The 22499-nt window shown below is 70.1% G+C and carries 19 protein-coding genes; 7 read left to right on the top strand and 12 right to left on the bottom strand.

From position 1 onward, the window contains the following. Window positions 1–104 precede the first annotated feature (104 nt). Window positions 105–866, top strand: a complete 762-nt coding sequence (locus NF681_05560; GenBank protein ID UST54663.1) for a histone — start codon at window positions 105–107, stop codon at window positions 864–866. Between the two features lie 115 nt (window positions 867–981). Here the strand turns inward: NF681_05560 and NF681_05555 are convergent, their stop codons facing one another. The 7 genes from NF681_05555 to NF681_05525 all read right to left on the bottom strand — a co-directional run bounded on the left by NF681_05555 (window position 982) and on the right by NF681_05525 (window position 7252). Further along, on the bottom strand, window positions 982–1884 hold the full coding sequence (locus NF681_05555) for a carbohydrate kinase family protein (protein UST54662.1): 903 nt from the start codon (window positions 1882–1884) through the stop codon (window positions 982–984). An 85-nt stretch (window positions 1885–1969) separates the two neighbouring features. Then, window positions 1970–3190, bottom strand: a complete 1221-nt coding sequence (locus tag NF681_05550; protein ID UST54661.1) for a zinc-ribbon domain-containing protein — start codon at window positions 3188–3190, stop codon at window positions 1970–1972. Between the two features lie 49 nt (window positions 3191–3239). Continuing rightward, window positions 3240–4124: a 50S ribosomal protein L11 methyltransferase gene (prmA, locus tag NF681_05545; protein ID UST54660.1), complete on the bottom strand. Its 885-nt coding sequence runs from the start codon at window positions 4122–4124 to the stop codon at window positions 3240–3242. An 8-nt stretch (window positions 4125–4132) separates the two neighbouring features. Then, window positions 4133–5482, bottom strand: a complete 1350-nt coding sequence (accC, locus tag NF681_05540; GenBank protein UST54659.1) for an acetyl-CoA carboxylase biotin carboxylase subunit — start codon at window positions 5480–5482, stop codon at window positions 4133–4135. Window positions 5483–5484: 2 nt separating this feature from the next. Further along, on the bottom strand, window positions 5485–5934 hold the full coding sequence (gene accB / locus NF681_05535; protein ID UST54658.1) for an acetyl-CoA carboxylase biotin carboxyl carrier protein: 450 nt from the start codon (window positions 5932–5934) through the stop codon (window positions 5485–5487). A gap of 143 nt (window positions 5935–6077) precedes the next feature. Then, window positions 6078–6659, bottom strand: a complete 582-nt coding sequence (locus tag NF681_05530; GenBank protein UST54657.1) for a TlpA family protein disulfide reductase — start codon at window positions 6657–6659, stop codon at window positions 6078–6080. Further along, a complete protein-coding gene (locus NF681_05525; GenBank protein UST54656.1) occupies window positions 6656–7252 on the bottom strand; it encodes a hypothetical protein in 597 nt (198 codons plus the stop codon). The genes NF681_05530 and NF681_05525 overlap by 4 nt, the downstream gene beginning before the upstream one ends. Window positions 7253–7320: 68 nt before the next feature. Between NF681_05525 and mpl the strand changes: the two genes are divergently transcribed. After that, window positions 7321–8742, top strand: coding sequence for a UDP-N-acetylmuramate:L-alanyl-gamma-D-glutamyl-meso-diaminopimelate ligase (gene mpl, locus NF681_05520; GenBank protein UST54655.1), 1422 nt, complete (start codon window positions 7321–7323; stop codon window positions 8740–8742). 32 nt (window positions 8743–8774) lie between these two features. Here mpl and NF681_05515 read toward each other — a convergent pair whose 3' ends face one another. From NF681_05515 to NF681_05495, 5 genes are all read right to left on the bottom strand, one after another. After that, entirely contained in the window at window positions 8775–9893 is a 1119-nt protein-coding gene (locus tag NF681_05515) for a 3-deoxy-7-phosphoheptulonate synthase (protein ID UST54654.1), read from the bottom strand. Between the two features lie 231 nt (window positions 9894–10124). Then, entirely contained in the window at window positions 10125–11597 is a 1473-nt protein-coding gene (gene tldD, locus NF681_05510; protein UST54653.1) for a metalloprotease TldD, read from the bottom strand. Between the two features lie 227 nt (window positions 11598–11824). Continuing rightward, the gene (gene rodA / locus NF681_05505; protein ID UST54652.1) at window positions 11825–12979 is read right to left on the bottom strand and encodes a rod shape-determining protein RodA; all 1155 of its coding nucleotides are present in this window, start codon (window positions 12977–12979) and stop codon (window positions 11825–11827) included. 31 nt (window positions 12980–13010) lie between these two features. Beyond that, on the bottom strand, window positions 13011–14864 hold the full coding sequence (locus tag NF681_05500) for a histidine kinase (protein UST54651.1): 1854 nt from the start codon (window positions 14862–14864) through the stop codon (window positions 13011–13013). Window positions 14865–14867: 3 nt separating this feature from the next. Then, window positions 14868–15617 carry a response regulator transcription factor gene (locus tag NF681_05495; protein ID UST54650.1) on the bottom strand — a complete coding sequence of 250 codons (750 nt, stop codon included), beginning with the start codon at window positions 15615–15617 and terminating at the stop codon, window positions 14868–14870. A 139-nt stretch (window positions 15618–15756) separates the two neighbouring features. Here NF681_05495 and NF681_05490 point away from each other — a divergent pair, with 139 nt between their 5' ends. The 5 genes from NF681_05490 to aroE all read left to right on the top strand — a co-directional run bounded on the left by NF681_05490 (window position 15757) and on the right by aroE (window position 22498). Continuing rightward, window positions 15757–17886 carry a carboxypeptidase regulatory-like domain-containing protein gene (locus NF681_05490; GenBank protein UST54649.1) on the top strand — a complete coding sequence of 710 codons (2130 nt, stop codon included), beginning with the start codon at window positions 15757–15759 and terminating at the stop codon, window positions 17884–17886. A 102-nt stretch (window positions 17887–17988) separates the two neighbouring features. Then, on the top strand, window positions 17989–18576 hold the full coding sequence (locus NF681_05485; protein UST54648.1) for an esterase: 588 nt from the start codon (window positions 17989–17991) through the stop codon (window positions 18574–18576). Between the two features lie 31 nt (window positions 18577–18607). Continuing rightward, the gene (locus NF681_05480; GenBank protein ID UST54647.1) at window positions 18608–20686 is read left to right on the top strand and encodes an RNB domain-containing ribonuclease; all 2079 of its coding nucleotides are present in this window, start codon (window positions 18608–18610) and stop codon (window positions 20684–20686) included. A 33-nt stretch (window positions 20687–20719) separates the two neighbouring features. Beyond that, window positions 20720–21589 (top strand): energy transducer TonB, encoded by an 870-nt coding sequence (locus NF681_05475; protein ID UST54646.1) that lies wholly within the window; start codon window positions 20720–20722, stop codon window positions 21587–21589. Window positions 21590–21622: 33 nt separating this feature from the next. Further along, window positions 21623–22498: a shikimate dehydrogenase gene (aroE, locus tag NF681_05470; protein ID UST54645.1), complete on the top strand. Its 876-nt coding sequence runs from the start codon at window positions 21623–21625 to the stop codon at window positions 22496–22498. Window position 22499: the final 1 nt, after the last annotated feature.

Below are 22499 nucleotides of genomic sequence, written 5' to 3'. Positions count from 1 at the left end.
ATGGCGCTGGGGACCGATCTCCAGCGCCATGCATCGCTTCGTGCGCGACAGCGCGTGCGAAGTGCTTCAAAGGTTGATATTTCAACTTGATCAAGGAGAAAAAAATGGCAACTGCAAAGAAGGCGACGGCTTCCAAGACCGACACCAAGAAGGCTCCGGAGAAGCAGGCGGGAGCGGCCAAGACGACGACCGCGACGGCCAAGAAAACCACGGCATCGACGAAGACCACACCGGCGAAGAAGGCACCGGCGACCAAGGTGGCCACGACGACCGCGCCGAAGGCTGCGGCCAAGAAGGCGCCGGCGGCGAAGAAGGCGGCACCGGCCAAGAAGACGGCGGCGGCCAAGACCGCGCCGGCGACCGGCAAGGCGCCGACCGCTGCCAAGAAGGCGACGGCGTCGACGCCCGCGACCACCGCCAAGAAGACCGCCACGACGGCGAGCCCGGCGAAGAAGGCCACGACGTCGTCGACCGCGACGGCCAAGAAGGCGACCACGGCCACCAAGGCATCGCCCAAGAAGACGGCAGCCGCCAAGCCCGCGGCCACGGCGTCGAAAACGTCGCAGGGCAAGACGGCGACCGCGACGAAGGCGGCGCCGACCAAGGCACCTTCCAGGTCGGCCGACAAGGCACCGACGACCACGGCCAAGGCCAGCGCGACCAAGACCACGCCCGCGAAGACCGCTGCGAAGCCGTCCGTCAAGACCGCCGGAAAAACCGCTGAAAAGCCCGTCACGGCAGCGAAGTCCGCACCGAAGAAGGCAGCAGGCAAGGCCAGCGCCGCCGCACCCGCGCCGGCACCCGCCGCGCAGACGACGCTGAATCCGCAAGCCGCGTGGCCTTTTCCGACGGCCGGCAAGCCCTGACGAGATCGGCGCCCACGAAGCGCCGGCAGCCAAGCGGCAACGATGCCGCCCCTCGAGACAAAGGCCCGACACCTCTCCCAAGAGCGTCGGGCCTTTGTTCGTGGTGCAGGCGCTGCTAGAGGCCCAGCGCCGCGCGATCGACCTGGTAGTTCTGGGGTCCGCGCTGCGCGATCTTCAAGGCGCCCAATCGGTTGCCGAGTTCGGCGCACCGCACCAGGGGCCAGTCCTTCTCGAGTCCGAACAGCAGCGCGGCGCGCCAGGCATCGCCGCATCCCGTCGGATCGACGATGGCCGTCGGCACCACCGCCGGCACGTGCGTGCGCTCGCCGTCGATCCAGACTTCGCAGCCCTCGGCGCCCAGCGTCACGATCAGACCCCGCACGCGGCGCGACAGCCCGGCGTTGTCGAGCCCCGTGCGATCGCACAGCATCTTGCCCTCGTAGTCGTTGACGGTGACCCAGTCGGCCTGATCGACGAAGCGCAGCAGTTCCTCGCCACTGAACATCGGCAGCCCCTGACCCGGATCGAACACGAAGGGAATGCCCGCCGCCTGGAACTGCTCGGCGTGCTGCAGCATGGCCTCGCGCCCGTCCGGCGAGACGATGCCCAGCCGGATGTCCTCGCGCGCCTCGACGCGCGTCAGGTGCGCCTGCTGCATCGCACCCGGATGAAAGGCCGTGATCTGGTTGTTGTCCCGGTCGGTGGTGATGAAGCACTGCGCGGTGTAGGTGTCGTCCAGGGAACGGACGAACTCGGTGCCGATGCCCAGTTCGCGCAGGCGCGCGATGTAGTCGGCGCCATCGCTGCCGACGGTGGCCATCGGCAGCGCATGCCCGCCCAGGGCGTTCAGGCCGTAGGCGATGTTGCCGGCGCAGCCGCCGTGGTCGCGTCGCAGGGCCGGCACCAGGAACGAAACGTTCAGGATGTGCAGTTGGCCGGGCAGGATCTGGTCGGCGAACCGGCCGTCGAAATTCATGATGGTGTCGAACGCGAGGGAACCGCAAATCACTGCTGCCATGGATGAGCCTGTGGGGGGGGTGGAAGGTGAGGGGTCGGAAGCGCGGGCGGAAGACCAGCGCCGCGCTGGGAAAAGAATCGAGACGTCAGGGATAGAAGGCGACCATCGCGTAGCCCGCGATGCGGGGTGGCGGGCCTTCGCCATCGCCCGGGCCGTCCAGGGCGAAGGACACGGCGCCCGCGCGTTCGGCGAGCGTGGGCAGGGTCGCCTCCGACACGCCGAATTCAGGCGGCATCAGCACCCGCCGGACGACCGCGCGCTCCTGGACGTCGAGCAGGGAGAGTTCGATCGCCGGCACCGCGAGCGGCACGTCGGCCTGGTTGCGCAGGACGAAGGCCAGCCGGTAGCGGTCGCTGTCCTGGACATGGGTGAAGGTCGCGCTTTCGATGGCGATGTCGCCCGGCCTGCGCAGCGGTCCCATCGTGCAACCGGCCAGTCCGCACAGGCCCGCGAGCGCCGGACGCAGCGCCGGGTGATGCGCGGCGAGCACATCGCGCTGGCGATGGAGCACCTGCGCCAGCAGCGCCACCGCCAGCAGCACGATCACCACCACGACGATCGCGACGCGCCAGGACCGGCGGCGTCCCGTGCCGCGCGGCCCGTGCGCACCGTCCCGCTCGCCGGCCACCGGTTCGCTGGCGGCATGGATCACGCCGGCCGGCGCCACCGATTCCGCGCGCGCGGCCGGCCGGACGCCCGATGCGCCCGGCATCGCCGGTTCGGTCGACGCGGACGGTGGCACGGGCCACAGGGTGTCCGCGTCCACCACCGGCGCCGGAGGCACCGATGCCACCGGAGGCGGCGAGTCCGCCTGGGTCGCCATCGATGCCGGGGCCGGAACCTGACCCTGGGCGGGCGACACGGGATCGGGCCCCAGGCTCAGCGATGGCAATTCGCGCCAGGGGTCGAAGGCGGGAGGCCCGGGAGGGCCCGGAGGGGACAGGGACTCCGGCGCGGCCGGCGTCGCCGGCGCGCGCTCGTCGACTTCGTCGGGCGCCTCGAAGGGATCGTCGGTCCGGGAACTCGACGCGGACGGCGGCGGTGCGTCGAGGCGGAAGTTCAGGAGCGCCGCGCCGAACGCGTCGGCATCGCTCGGCGCAGGCGCCGGCGGCAAGGTGAGGCCGGGACCGGGTGCGGACGCCACGGCGGTGTCGACCACGTCGTCCGGATGCTCGCGGCGCTCCGCCGCCGCATCGAAGACCGCGCTGCAGCGGCCGCAGCGCGCCCAGCCATCGGCGAGCGCGAGTTGGTCCGGCTCGATCCGGAAGGTCGTGCCGCAGGCGGGGCAGCGGGTGGCGAGGCTCATGGCACGTGGGGTTCTCGGGAATCGCCGGGAATGGCGCCCGGCTCGAAAGTCAGAAACGCGCCGTCATCAGGATCCAGCCTTCTTCGCTGTCGCTGACCTCGAGCGCGGCATGGGGCGCGTAGGCGCTCTTGAGTTCGTCGGCCTGTCGCGCGAGGATGCCCGCGAGCACCAGCGCACCGCCCGGCTTCACATGCGCGCACAGCAGGGGCGCGAGCACCTTCAGGGGCGTGGCCAGGATGTTGGCCAGCACGACGTCGTAGGCACCGCGGGCGGCATCGGGCAGCCCGGCGTTCAGCGCGACGCCGTTGGCCTCGGCGTTCAGGCGCGTGGCCTCCACCGCCGCCGGATCGATGTCGACCGCGTCGAGGTCGGTGGCGCCGAACTTCGCCGCGCCGATGGCCAGGATGCCGCTGCCGCAGCCGTAGTCGAGCACGCGCCCGGGCGAGCCGCCCGCGCGCGTCGCGAGCCAGCGCAGGCACATGCGCGTGGTGGGGTGGGTGCCGGTGCCGAAGGCGAGACCGGGGTCCAGGCGGATCACCTGGCGCGCCTGCGCGGGCGGTTCGTGCCAGGTCGGCACGATCCAGAACTCGCTCGTGATCTCGACCGGCGCGAACTGCGACTGGGTGAGTCGCACCCAGTCCTGCTCGGGCACGTGGGCCACGCCCAGGACCTGGCAGCCGGCGAAGAAATCCTGCGCGGCCAGCACGTCGGCCGCCGCTCGCGCGGCCGCCTCGTCGGCGAACAGGGCGATGACGCGCGAGCGCTGCCAGCCGTCCTTGGGCGGGGGCATGCCCGGCTCGCCGAACAATGCCTGCTCGGCGTCGGTCTGGGCATCGGCATCCTCGACCGACACGCTCAGCGCGTCGAGCGCGTCGAGCGCGTCGCTCAGATCCTCGACATGGTCCTCGGGGGCGAGTAGTCGCAGTTCGAACATCGGGGCGCTCAACGGGCCCGCGCCGCGAGCCACTCCTCGAGGTAGTGGATGTTGGTGCCGCCGGCCATGAACTTGGCGTCCACCATCAGTTCGCGGTGCAGCGGAATGTTGGTCTGGATGCCTTCGACCACGGTCTCGTTGAGCGCCGTGCGCATGCGCGCCAGGGCCTGCTCGCGCGTGTCGCCGTGGACGATGATCTTGCCGATCATCGAGTCGTAGTTCGGCGGCACGAAGTAGTTCGTGTAGACGTGCGAGTCGACCCGCACGCCCGGCCCGCCCGGTGCGTGCCACATCGTGATGCGGCCCGGGGACGGCGTGAACTTGTAGGCATCCTCGGCATTGATGCGGCATTCGATGGAGTGGCCCCGCATCTCGATCTGGCGCTGCGTGAACGGCAGCTTCTCACCGGCGGCCACCATGATCTGCGTCTTCACGATGTCGATGCCCGTGGTGAACTCCGTCACCGGATGCTCGACCTGCACGCGCGTGTTCATCTCGATGAAATAGAACTCGCCGTTCTCGTAGAGGAACTCGAAGGTGCCGGCGCCCCGGTAGCCGATGCGCTTGCAGGCGGCGGCGCAGCGCTCGCCGATCTTCTCGATCAGCTTGCGCGGAATGCCCGGCGCGGGCGACTCCTCGATCACCTTCTGGTGGCGGCGCTGCATCGAGCAGTCGCGCTCGCCGAGGTAGACGGCGTTCTTGTGCTTGTCCGCGAGGATCTGGATCTCGACGTGGCGCGGGTTCTGGAGGAACTTCTCCATGTACACGGCCGGATTGTTGAAGGCCGCGCCGGCTTCCGCCTTGGTCATCTGGATGGCGTTGACCAGGGCCGCTTCGGTGTGCACCACGCGCATGCCGCGACCGCCGCCACCGCCTGCGGCCTTGATGATGACCGGGTAGCCGATGGCGCGCGCGATGCGCTTGTTGGTGGCCGCGTCGTCGGACAGTTCGCCCTCGGAGCCCGGCACGCAGGGCACGCCGGCCTTGATCATGGCCTGCTTGGCCGAGACCTTGTCGCCCATCGTGCGGATGTTCTCGGGCGTCGGTCCGATGAACTGGAAGCCGCTCTGCTCGACGCGTTCGGCGAAGTTGGCGTTCTCGCTCAGGAAACCGTAGCCCGGGTGGATCGCCTCGGCGTCGGTCACTTCGGCCGCCGAGATGATGGCGGGCATGTTGAGGTAGCTGTGCGACGACGGCGCCGGGCCGATGCACACCGCCTCCTGCGCCAGTTTCACGTACTTGGCTTCGCGATCGGCTTCCGAATAGACCATCACGGCCTTGATGCCGAGTTCGCTGCAGGCCCGCTGGATTCTCAGTGCGATCTCGCCGCGATTGGCGACCAGGATCTTCTTGAACATGGTCATTCGATGACGAAGAGCGGCTGGCCGTATTCGACGGCCTGGCCGTTGTCGCCCAGGATCTGCGTGATGGTGCCGGACTTGTCGGCCTCGATCTCGTTGAGGATCTTCATCGCCTCGATGATGCAGACCGTGTCGCCCTCCTTCACCTGGCTGCCGATCTCCACGAACGCCGCGGCGCCCGGACTCGACGAGCGATAGAACGTGCCCACCATCGGCGACTTGACCACATGGCCGGCGGCCGCGGCCGCCACGGCGGCGACGGGTTCCGCGGCGGAAGCCGGACCGGCCACCGCCGCGGCGGGCGCCGCCACGGACTGGACGTACTGCACGGGTGCGGCGACGCCACCCTTGACGATGCGGACCTTGCCCTCGGTCTCGGTGATCTCCAGTTCGGAAATATTCGATTCGGACACCAGATCGATCAGTGTCTTGAGCTTGCGCAGATCCATGGGACTCCATTGCCGGAATGTCCGGCCCGTCGGAAATAAGTAGCCTGGAGCGAGGCGGCAGGAACGCGGTATGACTTCTTACGTCGACCTACGTCGGCCTACTCCGGCGTTCGAGCGCCAACTTCTGCTGGCGGGGGCGGATTCTAACCGTGAAGTCTTGCACGCCAGGCGGTGAGGTCTGCGCGATCGAGACGACCCATCTTACGCACTGCGACCCGGCCGTCGGCCCCCAGCACCAGCGTGAACGGCAGCCCACCGGCCGTGTTGCCCAGGCGCCGCACGAGGTCGGTGCCGGACAGTCCGGCGATGCCGACCGGGAAGCTCACGGGCGTGGTCCCGAGAAAGCGGCGCACGGCGTCGGGCCGGTCGATCGCCAGACCCACCACCTGCCAGCCGGACGCGCGCTGTTCGCGGAAGAACGCGTCGAGCAACGGCAGTTCCTCGACGCAGGGCGGGCACCACGTGGCCCAGAAATTGACCAGTGTCGGCCTGCCGCGCAGGCTGGCGAGGTCCAGTTCGCCGCCTTCGGGGCGTTCCAGGCGCGTCGTCCAGAACACCGGGTCCAGTGCCTCGTCCCCGCCCTCGGGGGCCACGCGATGGCGCCACAACGCCGTTCCCGCGCCCAGTCCGGCCGCCGCCAGCGCGACCCCGCCCGCGAGGATCCTGCGGCGGCGCTTGCCGACGTCGAGGGCATCGGCATCCACGGGCGCTCCGGGCGCCGTCATGCGGCGGCGTCCTCTGCCACGAGCCGCCGCAATGCGGCGATGTCGCCGCGCGGCGTGCGGCCCTGCGAGTCCGGCCGCAGCGCTCCGCGCAGGTCGTCGAAGTCGTAGACCAGCAGGTGCACGCCGATCTCCTCGCCCAGCAGGCGGCTGGGCGCATGGACGCTCAGCGCCTCGACCTTCTCGCCGTGGAAGCCCGTCACCATGCGCGGCTCGTAGTCGACGTGGTGATCGATCAGCGCGATCTCGGCGGACTTGGAGTCGTCGCAAAACAGCTGGATGTAGACATCGGACAGCCGCGTCGCGGTGCCGTGCCAGACGGCGCCGCCCACGTGCGGGCGGAAGACCTGCAGGCGCTCCATCCATTCGAGCGCCAGCAGGCGCAGCGCCCGCAGTTCCCGGGGCTGGGTGTCCGCGCAGAACAGCTGGATGTAGTCGCGCACTTCGGCTTCGACCTCGTCGTTGTGAGGCAGCGCGGTGCGCGCGTTCAGCCCCATCTCGCGCAGCGCGCGACGCTTGGCAGGGCCATATTCCAGACCCTCCTCGACCACGAGCCGGGCCGCGACGGCGGCGATTTCGCGCTTGGGCGTGTCCATCCGGCCATTCTGCCCTGCATGGCGCGATCCGCAGGGATTACCCCAGGGCGCGTCCCTAGAATCGACCGATGCACATTCACATCCTCGGCATCTGCGGCACCTTCATGGGTGGCCTCGCCGCCCTGGCGCGCGAAGCCGGACACCGCGTGACCGGCTGCGACGCCGGCGTCTACCCGCCGATGAGCGACCAGTTGCGCGCGCTCGGCATCGAACTGATCGAGGGCTTCGGGGCCGACCAGATGGCCCTGCGGCCCGACATTTTCGTCGTCGGCAACGTCGTCTCGCGCGCCCGGCTGGCCGACGGCACGCCCAAGTTCCCGCTGATGGAGGCCATCCTCGACGCCGGGACCGCCTACACGAGCGGGCCGCAGTGGCTGGCCGCGCACGTCCTGCAGGGCCGCCACGTGCTGGCCGTCGCCGGCACCCACGGCAAGACGACCACCACGTCGATGCTCGCCTGGATCCTCGAGCGCGCCGGCCGCGCGCCGGGTTTCCTGGTGGGCGGCGTGCCGCTGGATTTCGGCGTCTCCGCTCGCCTGGGAGACCCGTCCTGCTTCGTCATCGAGGCCGACGAGTACGACACCGCCTTCTTCGACAAGCGCAGCAAGTTCGTCCACTACCGCCCGCGCACCGCCATCCTGAACAACCTGGAGTTCGACCACGCCGACATCTTCGACGACCTCGCCGCGATCGAGCGCCAGTTCCACCACCTCGTGCGCACCGTGCCCTCGAGCGGGCGCGTGGTCGTCAACGGCACCGAGGACAGCCTGCGGCGCGTCCTGGCGCAGGGCTGCTGGAGCGAGGTGGTGCGCTTCGGCGAAGCGGACGGCCTTCACGACCGGGACGCTCCCCGGTGGCAGGCGCGCGGCGCGCACGACGACTTCGACGTGACGTTCGCGGGCCAGACGGTCGGCCACGTCGCCTGGTCGCTCTCGGGCGAACACAACCGCATGAACGCGCTGGCCGCCATCGCCGCGGCCGAGCATGTCGGCGTGGCGCCCGCCGAGGCCGCGGCGGCGCTCGGTGGCTTCCGCAACGTGCGCCGCCGCATGGAACTGCGGGGCACGGTGAGACGCACGGCGGGCGAGATCACCGTGTACGACGACTTCGCGCACCATCCGAGCGCCATCCGCACCACGCTCGACGGCCTGCGCCGCAAGCTCGACGACGCGGGCCGGCGCACCGACCGCATCCTGGCCGTGTTCGAGCCGCGCAGCAACACCATGAAGCTCGGCGCCATGGCCGCGCAACTGCCGTGGAGCCTGGAGGCGGCCGATCTGTCGTTCTGCCACGCCGCCGGGCTGGACTGGGACGCGGCCGCCGCGCTGGCGCCACTGGGCGCGCGGGCGCGGGTGGAGATGACCATCGAGCCGCTCGTCGCGCGCGTCGTCGCTGCCGCGCAGCCGGGGGACCACATCGTCTGCATGAGCAACGGCGGGTTCGGCGGCGTGCACGAGCGGCTGCTCACCGCACTCGACGCCCGGGCCTGAAGGCGGCCGTGGCCGAGGCGCGCGCCGGGGGCTCAGCCCCGGCGCCGCTTCACCGCCTGCGACAGCACGTCCAGCGCGCGCACCGAATCGTCCCACCCCAGGCAGGCGTCGGTGATGCTCTTGCCGTATTCCAGACCGGCGATCGGATCGCGGCCCGGGGTGAATTTCTGCGCGCCTGCATTCAGGTGGCTCTCCAGCATCACGCCGAAGACGCTGCGGCTGCCCCCGGCGATCTGGACGGCCACCGCGTCGGCGACTTCCAGCTGTTTCTGGTGCTGCTTGGAACTGTTGGCGTGGCTGCAGTCGACCATCAGGCGGGTGGGCAGCTTGGACGCCTCCAGGTCGGCGCAGGCCGCCGCCACGCTGGCGGCGTCGTAGTTGGGCGCCTTGCCACCGCGCAGGATGACGTGGCAGTCGGGGTTGCCGTTCGTCTGCACGATGGCGACCTGGCCGTTCTTGTGGACCGACAGGAAATGATGCCCGCGCGCCGCCGCCTGGATGGCGTCCGTGGCGATGCGGATGTTGCCGTCGGTGCCGTTCTTGAAGCCGATGGGCGCCGAGATGCCGGAGGCGAGTTCGCGGTGCACCTGGCTCTCGGTGGTGCGCGCGCCGATCGCACCCCAGGAGATCAGGTCGCCGATGTACTGCGGCGAGATCACGTCGAGGAACTCGCTGCCCGCGGGCAGGCCCATGCGGTTGATGTCGATGAGCAGCTGGCGCGCCATGCGCAGGCCTTCGTCGATGCGGAAGCTCTCGTCGAGGTACGGGTCGTTGATGAGGCCTTTCCAGCCCACCGTGGTGCGCGGCTTCTCGAAGTACACGCGCATCACGATTTCCAGCGAATCGGCGTACTTCTCGCGCTCCGCTTTCAGGCGCCGGGCGTACTCGAGCGCGGCGGCCGGGTCGTGGATCGAGCACGGTCCCATGATCACCAGCAGCCGGTCGTCGGTGCCGGCCATGATGTCGTGGATGCGGCGGCGCGTCCCGGTGATCAGCGTCTCCGCCGGCGTGCCCCGGATGGGGAAGAAGCGGATGAGGTGTTCGGGAGGCGGGAGCACGTTGATGTCCTTGATGCGTTCGTCGTCGGTCTGGCTGGTCTTCTCGACGTGCGCATACCAGCTGTCGCTGGTCGGGGCGGAAGGATGGGTCATCGCGGAGCTCCTGGAGGATGGGAATCGAAGGGACATAAAAAAACCGCCGGGGCGTGAGCACCGGCGGTTTTCAGAGGGGTTGGGCGTGTGTCTTACGCGCTCGTCTCTGGGCCGCCGGGGGTCCGGAACCAGAAGTACGAAAAGAAGAAAGCGGCGCGCAGCGACATGGGAGGGCAATGTAGCACAGGGCCTTGGAGGGCGAAACGTCTCGCAAACCCTGTCGGAATCGTCTCAGGCGGTGCCGCCGACGGTCAGGCCGTCGATGCGCAGGGTCGGCTGGCCGACACCCACGGGCACGCTCTGACCTTCCTTGCCGCACGTGCCCACGCCCGAATCGAGCGCCATGTCGTTGCCGATCAGCGTAACGCGCGTGAGTGCGTCCGGACCGTTGCCCACGATGGTCGCGCCCTTGACCGGATAGAGGATCTTGCCGTTCTCGACCCAGTACGCCTCGCTCGCCGAGAAGACGAACTTGCCGCTCGTGATGTCGACCTGGCCGCCGCCGAAGTTGGTGGCGTAGAGGCCCTTCTCGATGCTGGCGACGATCTCTCCGGGGTCCTTGTCGCCGCCGAGCATGTAGGTGTTGGTCATGCGCGGCATGGGCATGTGGGCGTAGCTCTCGCGACGGCCGTTGCCGGTGGGCTTGACGCCGCTCAGGCGGGCGTTGAGCGAGTCCTGGATGTAACCCTTGAGGATGCCGTCCTCGATGAGCACGTTGCGCTGGCTGGCATTGCCCTCGTCGTCGACGTTGAGCGAACCACGGCGGTCGGCGATGGTGCCGTCGTCGAGCACGGTGACGCCCTTGGCCGCCACGCGTTCGCCGATGCGGCCGGAGAACGCGCTCGATCCCTTGCGGTTGAAGTCGCCCTCCAGGCCGTGGCCGATGGCTTCGTGCAGCAGGATGCCGGGCCAGCCGGGGCCGAGCACGACGGTCATCTCGCCCGCCGGCGCCGGTCGCGCCTCGAGGTTGGTCAGCGCCGCCTTGACGGCCTGGTCGACATACTCGGCGATGTGCGCGTCGTCGAAGTAGGCCAGACCGAAGCGGCCGCCACCACCGCCCGAGCCGACCTCGCGACGGACCTTTCCGGCGATGGTCTGTTCGGCGATCACCGTCACCGACAGCCGCACCAGCGGACGCACGTCGGCGGCCAGGGTGCCGTCGGCGCGCGCCACCAGCACGACGTCGTACTCGCTCGCCAGACCGGCCATGACCTGCGCGATGCGCGGGTCGCGGCTGCGCGCGAGCTGTTCGACCTTCTCCAGCAGCTGGACCTTGGACGTGCTGTCGAGCGTGGCGATGGGATCGACGCCGTCGTAGAGCGAACGGCTCGACGCGATCTTGCGCCCGGGAACCTTGGCGCGGCCGCCGCGCGCGGTCGCGGCGATGGAGCGCACGGTGCGCGCCGCGTCGAGCAGCGAGGCCTCGGAGATGTCGTCGGAATAGGCGAAGGCGGTCTTCTCGCCGCTCACGGCGCGCACGCCCACGCCCTGGTCGATGCTGAAGCTGCCCGTCTTGACGATGCCCTCCTCCAGGCTCCAGCCCTCGCTGCGCGTGTACTGGAAGTAGAGGTCGGCGTCGTCGACCTGGTGCGCCTTGATCTCCGCCAGCGCCCGACTCAGGTGCGACTCGTCGAGGCCGAAGGGCGTGAGGAGGAGTTGTTGCGCCGTGGCGAGGCGTTCGATGGTAGGTTCGCGGGAGATCATGGTGGAAATTATGGCCCGCCCCCTGGCCGCGCGGCACTCGGTGTCCGCTTGGCCTCCCCCTGCCGGGGAGAATGGGGCCACCCCGAGGCTTGCCCGCTTCGTGTGGCGGCGCCCGCTCCTTCAAAGGAGCAATGGCAGCGGCCCGGCGGAGCCGGTCCCGTGTCATTCGCGGAGAAGCCGCGGCGCTCGGCGCCGGGCTGCGCGAACAGGCGCGGCACGCGCCGCGCTCAGGTCTGCATCAGGCGCCTGGCGCGGGAGATGGACATCAGGATGCCGAGCGCCAGGCCGAGCGTGACCATGGCCGTGCCGCCGTAGCTGATGAAGGGCAGCGGGACGCCGACGACGGGGAGGATGCCGCTGACCATGCCCATGTTCACGAAGGCGTAGGTGAAGAAGATCATCGTGACCGAGCCCGCCAGCAGGCGCGAGAAGAGCGTCGGCGCCGACAGGGCGATGGCCAGTCCGCGGAAGATCAGGAAGGTGAACGCGGCGATGAGGATCAGGTTGCCCGCCAGTCCGAACTCCTCGCCGTAGGCCGCGAAGATGAAGTCGGTGGTGCGCTCGGGGATGAACTCCAGGTGCGTCTGGGTGCCCTGCATGAACCCCTTGCCGCCGACCCCGCCCGAGCCGATGGCGATCATGCCCTGGATGATGTGGAAGCCCTTGCCCAGCGGGTCCTTGGTCGGGTCGAGCAGGGTGCACACGCGCTGCTTCTGGTAGTCGTGCAGCACGCGCCAGTCGACGCCGTCGGCGCACAGCCGGGACTCGAAGCCGACGATCAGCGCCACCGCCACGAGGCCGATCGCCACCGGCGGCACGATCAGCTTCCAGCTCAGGCCGGCGAAGAAGATCACCGACAGCCCGGCGGCCATCACCAGCAGCGAGGTGCCCAGGTCGGGCTGCTTCATGATGAGCCCGACCGGGATCATCAGCAGCACCAGCGCCACGGCGAAGTCGAACGGACGCACCTGTCCCTCGCGCCGCTGGAACCACCAGGCGAGCATCAGCGGCGTGGCGATCTTCAGGATCTCGCTCGGCTGGATCACCATCCCGACGTTGATCCAGCGCGTGGCGCCCTTCTTGGTGATGCCGAAGAGCGCCACCGCGATCAGCAGACCGACGCCCGCCAGGTACAGCGGCACCGCGAAGAGCATGAGACGCTGCGGTGGCACCTGCGCCACGACGAAGAGGATGACGCCCGCGATCAGCATGTTGCGGCCATGGTCGATGAAGCGCGAACCGTGGTCGAAGCCCGACGAGTACATCGTGAGCAGCCCGGCGCACGCCAGCATCACCACCGCGAACGCCAGCAGGCCGTCGAAGCCCTGGAAGATGGGGGCGATGCGCCGTGCGAGGGAGGGTTGCTGGAAGACGGCGGACATGGGCCGGATTATCGATGCGGGCGCTTCCTTCTCAGGCCAGATCGACCTGGACGACCGTGCGCCCGGGCCGGCTTTGCACGTCGATCGCCGCGCCGATCGCAGCCGCGCGCAACGCGAGCGAGCGCGGCGTCTCGGCCGCCGCGAATCCGACGCCGTCGTCGAGCACGCGGATGCGCACCGCGTCGCCAACCGACGTCGCCTCGATGCGCAACACCTGGGCGCGTGCGTGCTGGAGCACGTTCGACAGTGCCTCGAACAGCAGGAACTGCAGTTGCCGCAGGGCCGGGGCGTCGAGCCGGGGCAGCGCGGGCAGCACGTCCACCGCCCATTCGATGACCAGGCCCGAGCCCGCCAGGCGCGGCTCGAAGCGGTGACGCAGCCCGGCCAGCAGCCCCTGCACGTCGCCCGGCGCCAGCTGCAGTGCGTCGATGGACAGCTTGAGGTGGTCCATCGAATCGCGCAAGGTGTGCAGCACCTCGGCCGGACGGACCGCGTCGGACTGCAACTGGCGGATCGCCGTGCTGATGTGCGAGCCGACGCTGTCGTGCATGTCGCGCAGGATGCGTTCGCGCTCCCGCGTGCGTTCCTGGGCACGCGCGCCGGTCTCCAGGCGTTCGTAGGCCGCGGCCAGTTCGCGCTCGCGCTCGTCGACCCGCACGGCGAGGGTGCGCAGCAACTCGCGCGACTGGGTGCTGGCCGCACGGAAACGCATCAGCACGAGGCCCAGCAGCGCGAGACCGAACAGCACGGAGGTGTAGCGCACCCAGGTCGTCTCGCCGTAGGCGTCGCTCATGCGGATGACGAGCCAGTCGCGCACCGCCACCGCCAGGGTGATCGCCAGGACCGACGCCACCAGCACCCGCGCGGGATTCGGCCGCCGCAGCGTCGCGCCGATGAAGAACACGACGTAGCCCGTGATCGCGACGATCTCCACGCCCAGCCAGCCCGTCAGCCAGAAAGGCTCGCCCCGCGTCAGCGCCACGTGGCAGGCGAGCACCGCCACGGAGAAGATCACCGCCACCGCGAGCCGCAGCCATCGTGTCCCGGGCCGATCCTGCCAGCCGGCGAGGTGCTGGCAGAACATCACGCACGACGCCGCCCAGCCGGAATAGCAGACCGTCATCAGCATGCCCCAGGCGATCCAGGGCAGGGGTGGCTCGACGATGGCGCCATCGGCCACGCGCAAGGCCCAGCAGAACTCCGCCAGCGCCGCCCAGAAGTAGAGGGATTCGCGCCGCGGTCGTCCGCCACCGGGGTCGGTGGCCGCGGCATCGACCTGCGTGAGCCACAGGGCCAGCGCGATCGTCCCCACCACCAGACTGAACGCCGAGAGCAGCACGGCGCCGGTGAAGCGCCAGGCATAGGCCGGGGCGAACAGCCGCTCTCGCACCAGGCTCGCGGGGCCGATCGTCGGCGCGGCCAGGCCCGCGCGACGGCCCGAATCGGCACGCACGCGGATCTCCAGCACGTTGTCGCCCGCGTGCAGCAGCCGGGACGGCACCGGCAGATAGATCGGCACCTTGGCGTGGTCGGCCCCGTGCGCGCGCGCGAGATCGCCATAGGCCTGGAGCACGCTGCCGTTGACGGCGACGTCGAACGCGCTGCCCACGCGGGGGATGAACAGGCCCCAGGGCTCGGCCGGCGCCTGGGGCAAGGCGAACGGCAGCGTGAAGATCGCCTCGCCCGGTCGGCCGTCGTGCACGCGGTCCCAGTGATAGGGCAGCGTCACATGCGCCTGCCGGACGACGCCGTCGACCGTGCTGGCGACGGTGGCCGTGCGCAGCATGCGCGGACCCGGGACGCGCGCGTCCGGGGTGTCCGCGCGAACGGTGGCGACCCACAGCACCGCGAACACGAGCACGAGGGCGCGCCACATCGCGCGCATCGCTCAGTCCAGGTGGTGCAGGAGCCCGAGCCGTGTCGCCTCGTACACGGCCTCGTTCTTCGAATGCACGGCCAGCTTGCCATAGAGGTTCTTGATGTGCGTCTGGATCGTGTTGACGCTCAATCCCTTCACGCGGGCGATCTCCGCGTAGGAGAAACCTCGGGCGATCAGGTCGAGCACCTCCTGCTCGCGCATCGACAGGAGCGCCGTCGCGCCGGCCTTGGGAGACGTCGGGCCACGCGCGGCGACCATCGTCTCGCCACGCGCACCGGCGCCGGTCGTCGCCGCCAGATGCAGGCTGCGGTACTTGGCGAGCATGCCGCGCGCGATCATGGGCGAGATGGGGGAGGCTCCGGCCTTCACGTCCAGCAGCGTCTGCGCGATGTCCTCGGGCGACGCGTCCTTATGAAGGTAGCCGACGGCGCCGGCCTCGATGCTGGCCAGCACGCTCGCCGCGTCGCCATGGATCGAGATCACGAGCGGATCGCAGGCCGGGAAGCGGGCCACCGTCTCGCGAATCACCGCCAGGCCGCTGCCGTCGGGCAGTCCCAGGTCCACCAGGAGGAGGTCCGGCGCCGGCGACCCGCCGGCCAGCCATGCCAGCGCCTCGCGCACCGTGCCGAGCCCGGCGAGCCAGGACAACCGAGGGCTCGCACGAATGCTGCGCTCGAAGGCGTTGCGGGCGCGCACGTCGTCCTCGACGACCAGCACCGTGCAGGGCTTCGGAGGCTCATTGAATACCTCGGTATGCATGAGACCAAGCATAAGCGCTGGTTCCTGCGGCCATGGACGTGGAATCACGGGTTCATGCGATGCAACAAATGCTTTCTCATAAGACATTTCGTTTCTCATAGAAAACCAATGTAACAAATGCAAAGGGAGGAGTTTTTTCATGAAAACCAATCGGATGATCCGCTCGACGCTGGCGCTCGGCGCGGTGCTTGCGCTCGTCGCCTGCGGCGGTGGCGGTGGAGATGGCGGTGACAACACGCCAGCGGGAGGCGGGACGGGTGCGAGCGGTGCGACCGGCGACGCGGGTGGTGCCGGCAACCCGGGTGGCTCGGGAGGTCCGGTCGTCGCACGGCTGAGCGGCGTGGCCGCGACCGGCGCGGCCTTCGCCGATGCGAGCGTCACGGTCGTCGACCGCAGCGGCTCGACGGTCTGCGAAACGCGCACCGATCCGAAGGGAGCCTATGCCTGCACGCTGCCGCCCGGCGTACAGGCGCCGCTCGTCGTCAAGGCCAGCCGCGACGAGGTCCAGCTCTACGGCACGACCGCCAGCGCCGTCGGCGGCATCGCCAACGTCACGCCCCTGACGACGATCGTGGTGTCGCAGCTCTCGCCCGATGGCAACCCGGCCAGCCTGGCCGGTGCCATCGTCAGGCAACCGGACACCGTGACGGCTTCCACCATCGGCCGGCAGACCGGGGAACTGCTCACGACGCTGCGGCCGCTCCTGAGCGCACTCGACACGCCTTCGTTCGACCCGATGTCGGGCGTCTTCAATGCCGACGGCACCGGCCAGGACAAGGTGCTCGATGCCATCTCGGTGAGCGTACGGCCCGATGGCGTCGCGGCCAACATCGAGATCACGGTCAAGGCACGGCCCGGAACGCCCGGTGAGGAATCGCTGTCGCTCATCTACCGCACCGACGATGCCACCGTGTCGGTGCTGCCCGCCGTCACGGCCGAACAACTCGAGGCGGTGCCATCGCCCGCGCTGGTGGCCGACCTGCTGGGGCGCATGACGGCCTGCTACGCCTTGCCCGCGTCGCAGCGCGTGAACCATGGCAACGATGCCGGCACGACCAGCGGCACCGCGGCCGACGTGGTGGCCCCAGCCTGCCGCACGCTGTTCCTGAACGACGATCCGGCCACCTACGCCAGCAATGGCAGCGGCGTCGGTCGCGATGCCAACAACCGAGGTTCGTTCGCCAGCCTGTTCCGCAGCGGCGCCACCGGCTTGAAATGGGAGCGCGGCAACGTCGAGTTCCTGCGCACCAACGGCGACGTCGTGGTGAGTTATCGCTGGCTGGATGCCACCGGCAATGCCGACAACGACACGCTCCTCGCGCGCAACGTCGGCGGCATGCTCAAGCTGGTGGGCAATGGCAATCGCTACGGCGCGAGCGTGCGGCCCATCTCGGAGGATCGCGACCTCATCAACACGCCCACGCTGAGTTCCTTCACCACCGGCTACAACGTCAGCATCGACAACCGGCTCGACGGCAGCGGCAATCCGGTCTTCTCCAAGGTCCTGGTCACCACGCCCTTGGGCGACCGGCTCACGTACGTGCCGAGTGCCGGCCTGTCCTATCTGGTGGCGTTGAACGGCACCACCCCCACCGGCACCAACATCTACCGGCTGGCAGCCGCCTATAAGCTCGCCACCACCGCCGGCAATCCGGCAAGCAAGGAGAACTTCTTCATCGCCAGCCCCCAGTACGACGAGAGCGGCCTGCGCAACCTCAAGGACCAGAGCACCTGGACGCTGGAATTCTTCCATGTCGATCCGCAGACGGCCAACGTCGTGCAGACGTACCGCACCTTGTCGCGCGCGCAATCGATCGCCGAGATCCGGCAGCTCGCGTTCGCCGACGTCACCCCGGCACTGCGCGCCGAGCTGATCGCGGAGACGGCCGCTTCGTCATCGGGCAACCTGCTGTTCGGCGCACTCGATCCCGCCGAGCCCAACGTCGTCGATTTCAGTGCCGCCGGCGACACGGCCGGCTGGACGGTGCCGAACGGCGCGCTGGCGCCGACCTCGCTGAGCGCCTACGGTCGTGCACCCACGATCAACGGCGTCCAGGGCATGCGCTACAACGACGTCACCAGCGTGTCGATCACAGCGCGCAAGGCGCTCATTCAATGCTCCAAGCAGGGCGCGGCGGACGTGCATTGCGATGCGGCCTCTCCCACGCAGTACGCGCAGGGCACGACGCTCAACATGTTCGAGCTCTGGGGTCGCAATGCGCGGCAGGTCGAGATGAGCAAGAAGATCGCGACCTACCGACTTCAATAGTCCGAGGGCGCCACCGTCCTTCCCGGCCCCGCCCTGGCGGGGCCTTTTCATTGGCGCGGGTCCGCACTCACCGCGCGACGCAAGCGGCGCTAGCATGCCGCCATGCCCACCACCCACCTGCTCTACCTGCACGGCTTCCGCTCGTCCCCGCGCTCGACCAAGGCACGACTGGTCGCCGACCGCATGGCCGAGCGCCATCCGGACGTGCATTGGTGGTGCCCGCAGCTGCCGCCCTCTCCGCGCGAGGCGATGGCGCTGCTCATGGACGGCATCGCGCACTGGCCGCGCGACACCATGGCGGTCATCGGCTCCTCGCTGGGCGGCTTCTACGCGACCCATGTCGCGGTCCGGACGGGCTGCCCGGCGGTGCTGCTCAACCCGGCGGTCGATCCGGCGCGCGATCTCGCGCGACACATCGGCGACCAGACCGCCTGGCACGACCCGACGCAGCACTTCCATTTCCAGGCGCGGTTCATCGACGAACTGCGTGCCCTGGAAGTCGGCGCGCCGAGCCGTCCCGAGCTCACTTTCGCCATCGTCGCCAAGGGCGACGAAGTCCTCGACTGGCGCGAGATGATCGGACGCTATCCAGGCAGCCGGATCCGGTTGCTCGAAGGGGGCGACCACGCGCTGTCGGACTTCGAGGCGCGGCACCTGGACGACGTGCTCGCCTTCCTCGAGCCGGCCTGACCCCGGAAACGGGCATGGGAGAATCCCGCCCATGTTTGTATTGTTCGAAGAAGCCGGCAAGTACCTTGGCGGACGTGTCATTTCCGAGGCCGAGGCCTCCGCCCAGGTCGAACTCGACACCGGCAAGCGGGTCAAGGCCAAGAGCGCGCACATCGTGCTGCGCTTCGACAAGCCATCCCCGGCCGAGCTGATCGCGCAGGCGCGCGAGCTGGTCGCCGCCATGGACCTCGACCTGGCCTGGGAATTCGCGCCGGAGGGCGAATTCTCCTTCGCCGACCTCGCCGCGGAATATTTCCAGGCCAGCCCGACGCTGGTGCAGCAGGCCGCCGCGCTGTTCGCGCTGTTCGACGCGCCGCACTACTTCCGCCGCGCGGGCAAGGGGCGCTTCAAGAAGGCGCCCGCCGAGATCGTCCAGCAGGCGCTCGCGGCCATCGAGAAGAAGAAGCAGGTGCTCGCGCAGATCGCGGAGTGGGCGGCGCAACTGGTGGCCGGCGACTGCCCGGCGCCGGTGCGCGACCAGCTCTACAAGATCCTCTTCAAGCCCGACAAGAACGCGCCCGAATACAAGGCCGTGGTCGAGGCCTCGCGCACGGCGCAGCGTGCGCCGCTCGAATTGCTCGAACGCGCCGGCGCCATCGACTCGCCCTACCAGTTCCACTGGCGGCGCTTCCTGTTCGAGAATTTCCCCAAGGGCACCGGTTTCCCGGCGCTGGCCGCCCCGGCGATCGCCGACGACCTGCCGCTGGCCGAGGGCGTCGCGGCCTTCTCGATCGACGATTCCCAGACCACCGAGATCGACGATGCCCTGTCGGTGCAGGGCCTGGGCAGCGGCACGGTCACGGTGGGCGTGCACATCGCCGCGCCCGGCCTGGCGCTGGTGCCGGGCGGTGCCGTCGATCAGGTGGCGCGATCGCGCATGTCGACGGTCTACATGCCCGGTCACAAGATCACCATGCTGCCCGAAGAGGTCGTGCAGACCTACACCCTGCTCGCGGGCGGCGAGCGTCCGGCGGTGTCGCTCTACGCGCGTTTCGACGAGGCCACGCTCGAACTGCAGGGCACCGAGACGAAGCTCGAACGCGTGCCGATCGTCGCCAACCTGCGCCACGACGTGCTCGACGGCGTCATCACGCAGGCGTGGCTGGAGGACGTGGACGTCGCGAGCCCCGGCACGCCCGAGGACGTCGCCGCCCTGCGCGGTCCGCTGTCCTTCCTGTTCCGGCTCGCGAAGCAGCTCAAGGCGCAGCGCGAGGTGGCGCGCGGCAAGCCGGAGAACTTCAACCGGCCCGACTACAACTTCCGCCTCGCCGGCGATGGCGGCGAGCCGGTGGGCGACGAGCCGGTCGCCATCACGACGCGCCAGCGCGGCGCACCGCTCGACCTCATCGTGGCCGAGGCCATGATCCTGGCCAACAGCAGCTGGGGCGCCTGGCTCGGCGAACTCGGCGTGCCCGGGCTCTACCGCAGCCAGGCCAGCCTGGCGCCCGGCATCAAGGTGCGCATGGGCACGCGCTCGCTGCCGCACGCCGGCCTGGGCGTGAAGAGCTATGCCTGGAGCACCTCGCCGCTGCGCCGCTACACCGACCTGGTCAACCAGTGGCAGATCATCGCGGCCGCGCGCCACGGCCGGACCGCCGCGCTGGTCGCACCCTTCAAGCCCAAGGATGCGGACCTGTTCTCGATCCTCTCGGGCTTCGATGCCGCCTACGCCACCTACAACGCCTACCAGGGCGGCATGGAACGCTTCTGGACGCTGAAGTACCTCCAGCAGCAAGGCATCACCGAGCTCGACGTGAGCGTGATCAAGGACCTGCCCAACGGCGCGCTGGTGCGCGCGGAGGCGCTGCCCCTGGTGTTCCCGGTGGCGGGTCAGCAACCGCGCGGCGCCCGCCTGCGCGTGAAGCTGGGCGAGATCGACGAGATCGCGCTGGACGTGCACGGGACCGTGCTGGAACGGCTCGACGTGCCCGACACCGACGCTGCGGAGGGACCGGCGGACGACGCGGGCGAGGAAGAGGACGTGGTGGCGGGACCGATCGCCATCGCCGTGGACCTGGACGATGCCGAGCCACCGGCCGCGGCGCCCGCGCCCGCCGGCACGCCGGCCTGAGGTCGGGCGGTTGCGCGCCGCCGCCCTGCAGCCATGAAACCACCGCGCCCGGGCGTCCTCCCCATCGCGCTCGGCGTCTCGGTGGCGCTGCACGCGGCGGTGCTGGCCGTGCGCCTGGCCGGCCCGTCCGACGTCGCGCGGTCGCCGGAGCAATCACCGCTCGAGGTGGTCCTCGTCAATGCGCGCCCGAAGGACGCTCCCGATGCACCCGACCGCCTCTCGGCCATCGCGCTGCACACGCTGGCCGGCGGGGGCGCCACGCAGCGGGGGCGATCGACCAGTCCGCTGCCGCGCTCGGCCTTCGCCGCCGAGGGCGACGCGGCCGAGGACGCGCGGCGTCAGGCCGAGGCGGCACCGGCCGAGGCGCTCGCCATGCTGACGCGCGCCGCGCCGGCCGAGCAGTCCGTCGCCACGCCGCCGACGCCGCCCCGCCCCCAGACGTCGCCGGCCGAGATCCAGGCCAGCCTCGCGCCCGAGGACCGCCAGCGGCAGCTGGTCGATCAGCTCGCGGAGATCGAGCGGCGCCTGAACCGCGACGGCGCCCAGCCTCGCAAGCGCTACGTCAGCCCGTCGACGCGCGAGGCCGCCTACGCGGCCTACGTCGATCGCCTGCGCCGGCGCATCGAGGCGCGCGGCACGCAGAACTTCCCCGAACTCGACGGACGCAAGCTCTATGGAGACCTGACCATGCTCGTGACCGTCGACGCCGAAGGTCGCCTGCTCGGCGCCGAGATCCTGCAGGGTTCGGGCATCGACCTGCTCGACCGCCGCGCCCAGGCCATCGTGACCAGCATCGGGGGCTTCGGGCGCTTCCCCGATGCGATGCGCGCGCAGGCCGACCAGATCGTGCTGCCCTCGCGCTTCCAGTTCGGCCACGACGAGACCCTCCGGACGAGCCGCTAGGATCGCGGCCACGCCAACGAAGAAACACCCGCCATGGATCTCTATTGCGTCATGGGCAACCCGATCGAGCACAGCCGCTCGCCGTGGATCCAGGCCCGCTTCGCCGCGCTCACCGGCCAGGCGCTCGACTACCAGCGCCGCCTGGTGCCGCTGGGCGGATTCGCCGAAGCGGTCGCCGCCTTCCGTGCCGATCCGTCGGGCACGGCACGCGGCTGCAACGTCACGGTGCCGTTCAAGTTCGACGCCGCCGAGGTCGCCGCCGGCCGCCTGAGCGCGCGCGCGGCGCTGGCCGGGGCGGTCAACACGCTGGTCTTCGAGGACCCGTCCGCGGGCGGCGCGGTCAGCGGCGACAACACCGACGGCGCCGGCCTGGTCAACGACATCGTGCGCAATGCCGGCGTGGCGCTGGCCGGGCGCGACGTGCTGCTCATCGGCGCGGGCGGCGCGGCCGCCGGCGTGCTGGGTCCGCTGATCGAGGCGGGTGCGCGGCGCGTGACGGTCGCCAACCGCACGCTCGACAAGGCTATCGCCCTGGTGCGCCGGCACACCGGCCTCGCGCACGCGCATGGCACGCGGCTCGAATCCTGCGAGCTGCAGGCGGTGCCGGGCGACTTCGACCTCGTCGTCAACGCGACCGCGTCCAGCCTCTCGGGCGGCGCGGTGCCCGTGGCGGCGCGCGTGCTGCGCCCGGGCGCCCTCGCCATCGACATGATGTACGGCCCGGCGGCCGCCGGTTTCCTGGCCTGGGCCGAGGCGCACGGCGCGGTGCCGCGCGACGGCCTGGGCATGCTGGTCGAGCAGGCGGCCGAGGCCTTCGAGCGCTGGCGCGGCGTGCGCCCGCCGGCGGCGCAGGTGCTCGCCGAGTTGCGCGAGGTCCTGCGTGCCACCGTGCCGGCGCGCGGCACTTGAG

The organism is Comamonadaceae bacterium OTU4NAUVB1 (assembly GCA_024372625.1).
Lineage (GTDB): Bacteria > Pseudomonadota > Gammaproteobacteria > Burkholderiales > Burkholderiaceae_C > Variovorax.
This window is presented reverse-complemented; position numbering and strand designations above follow the sequence as displayed.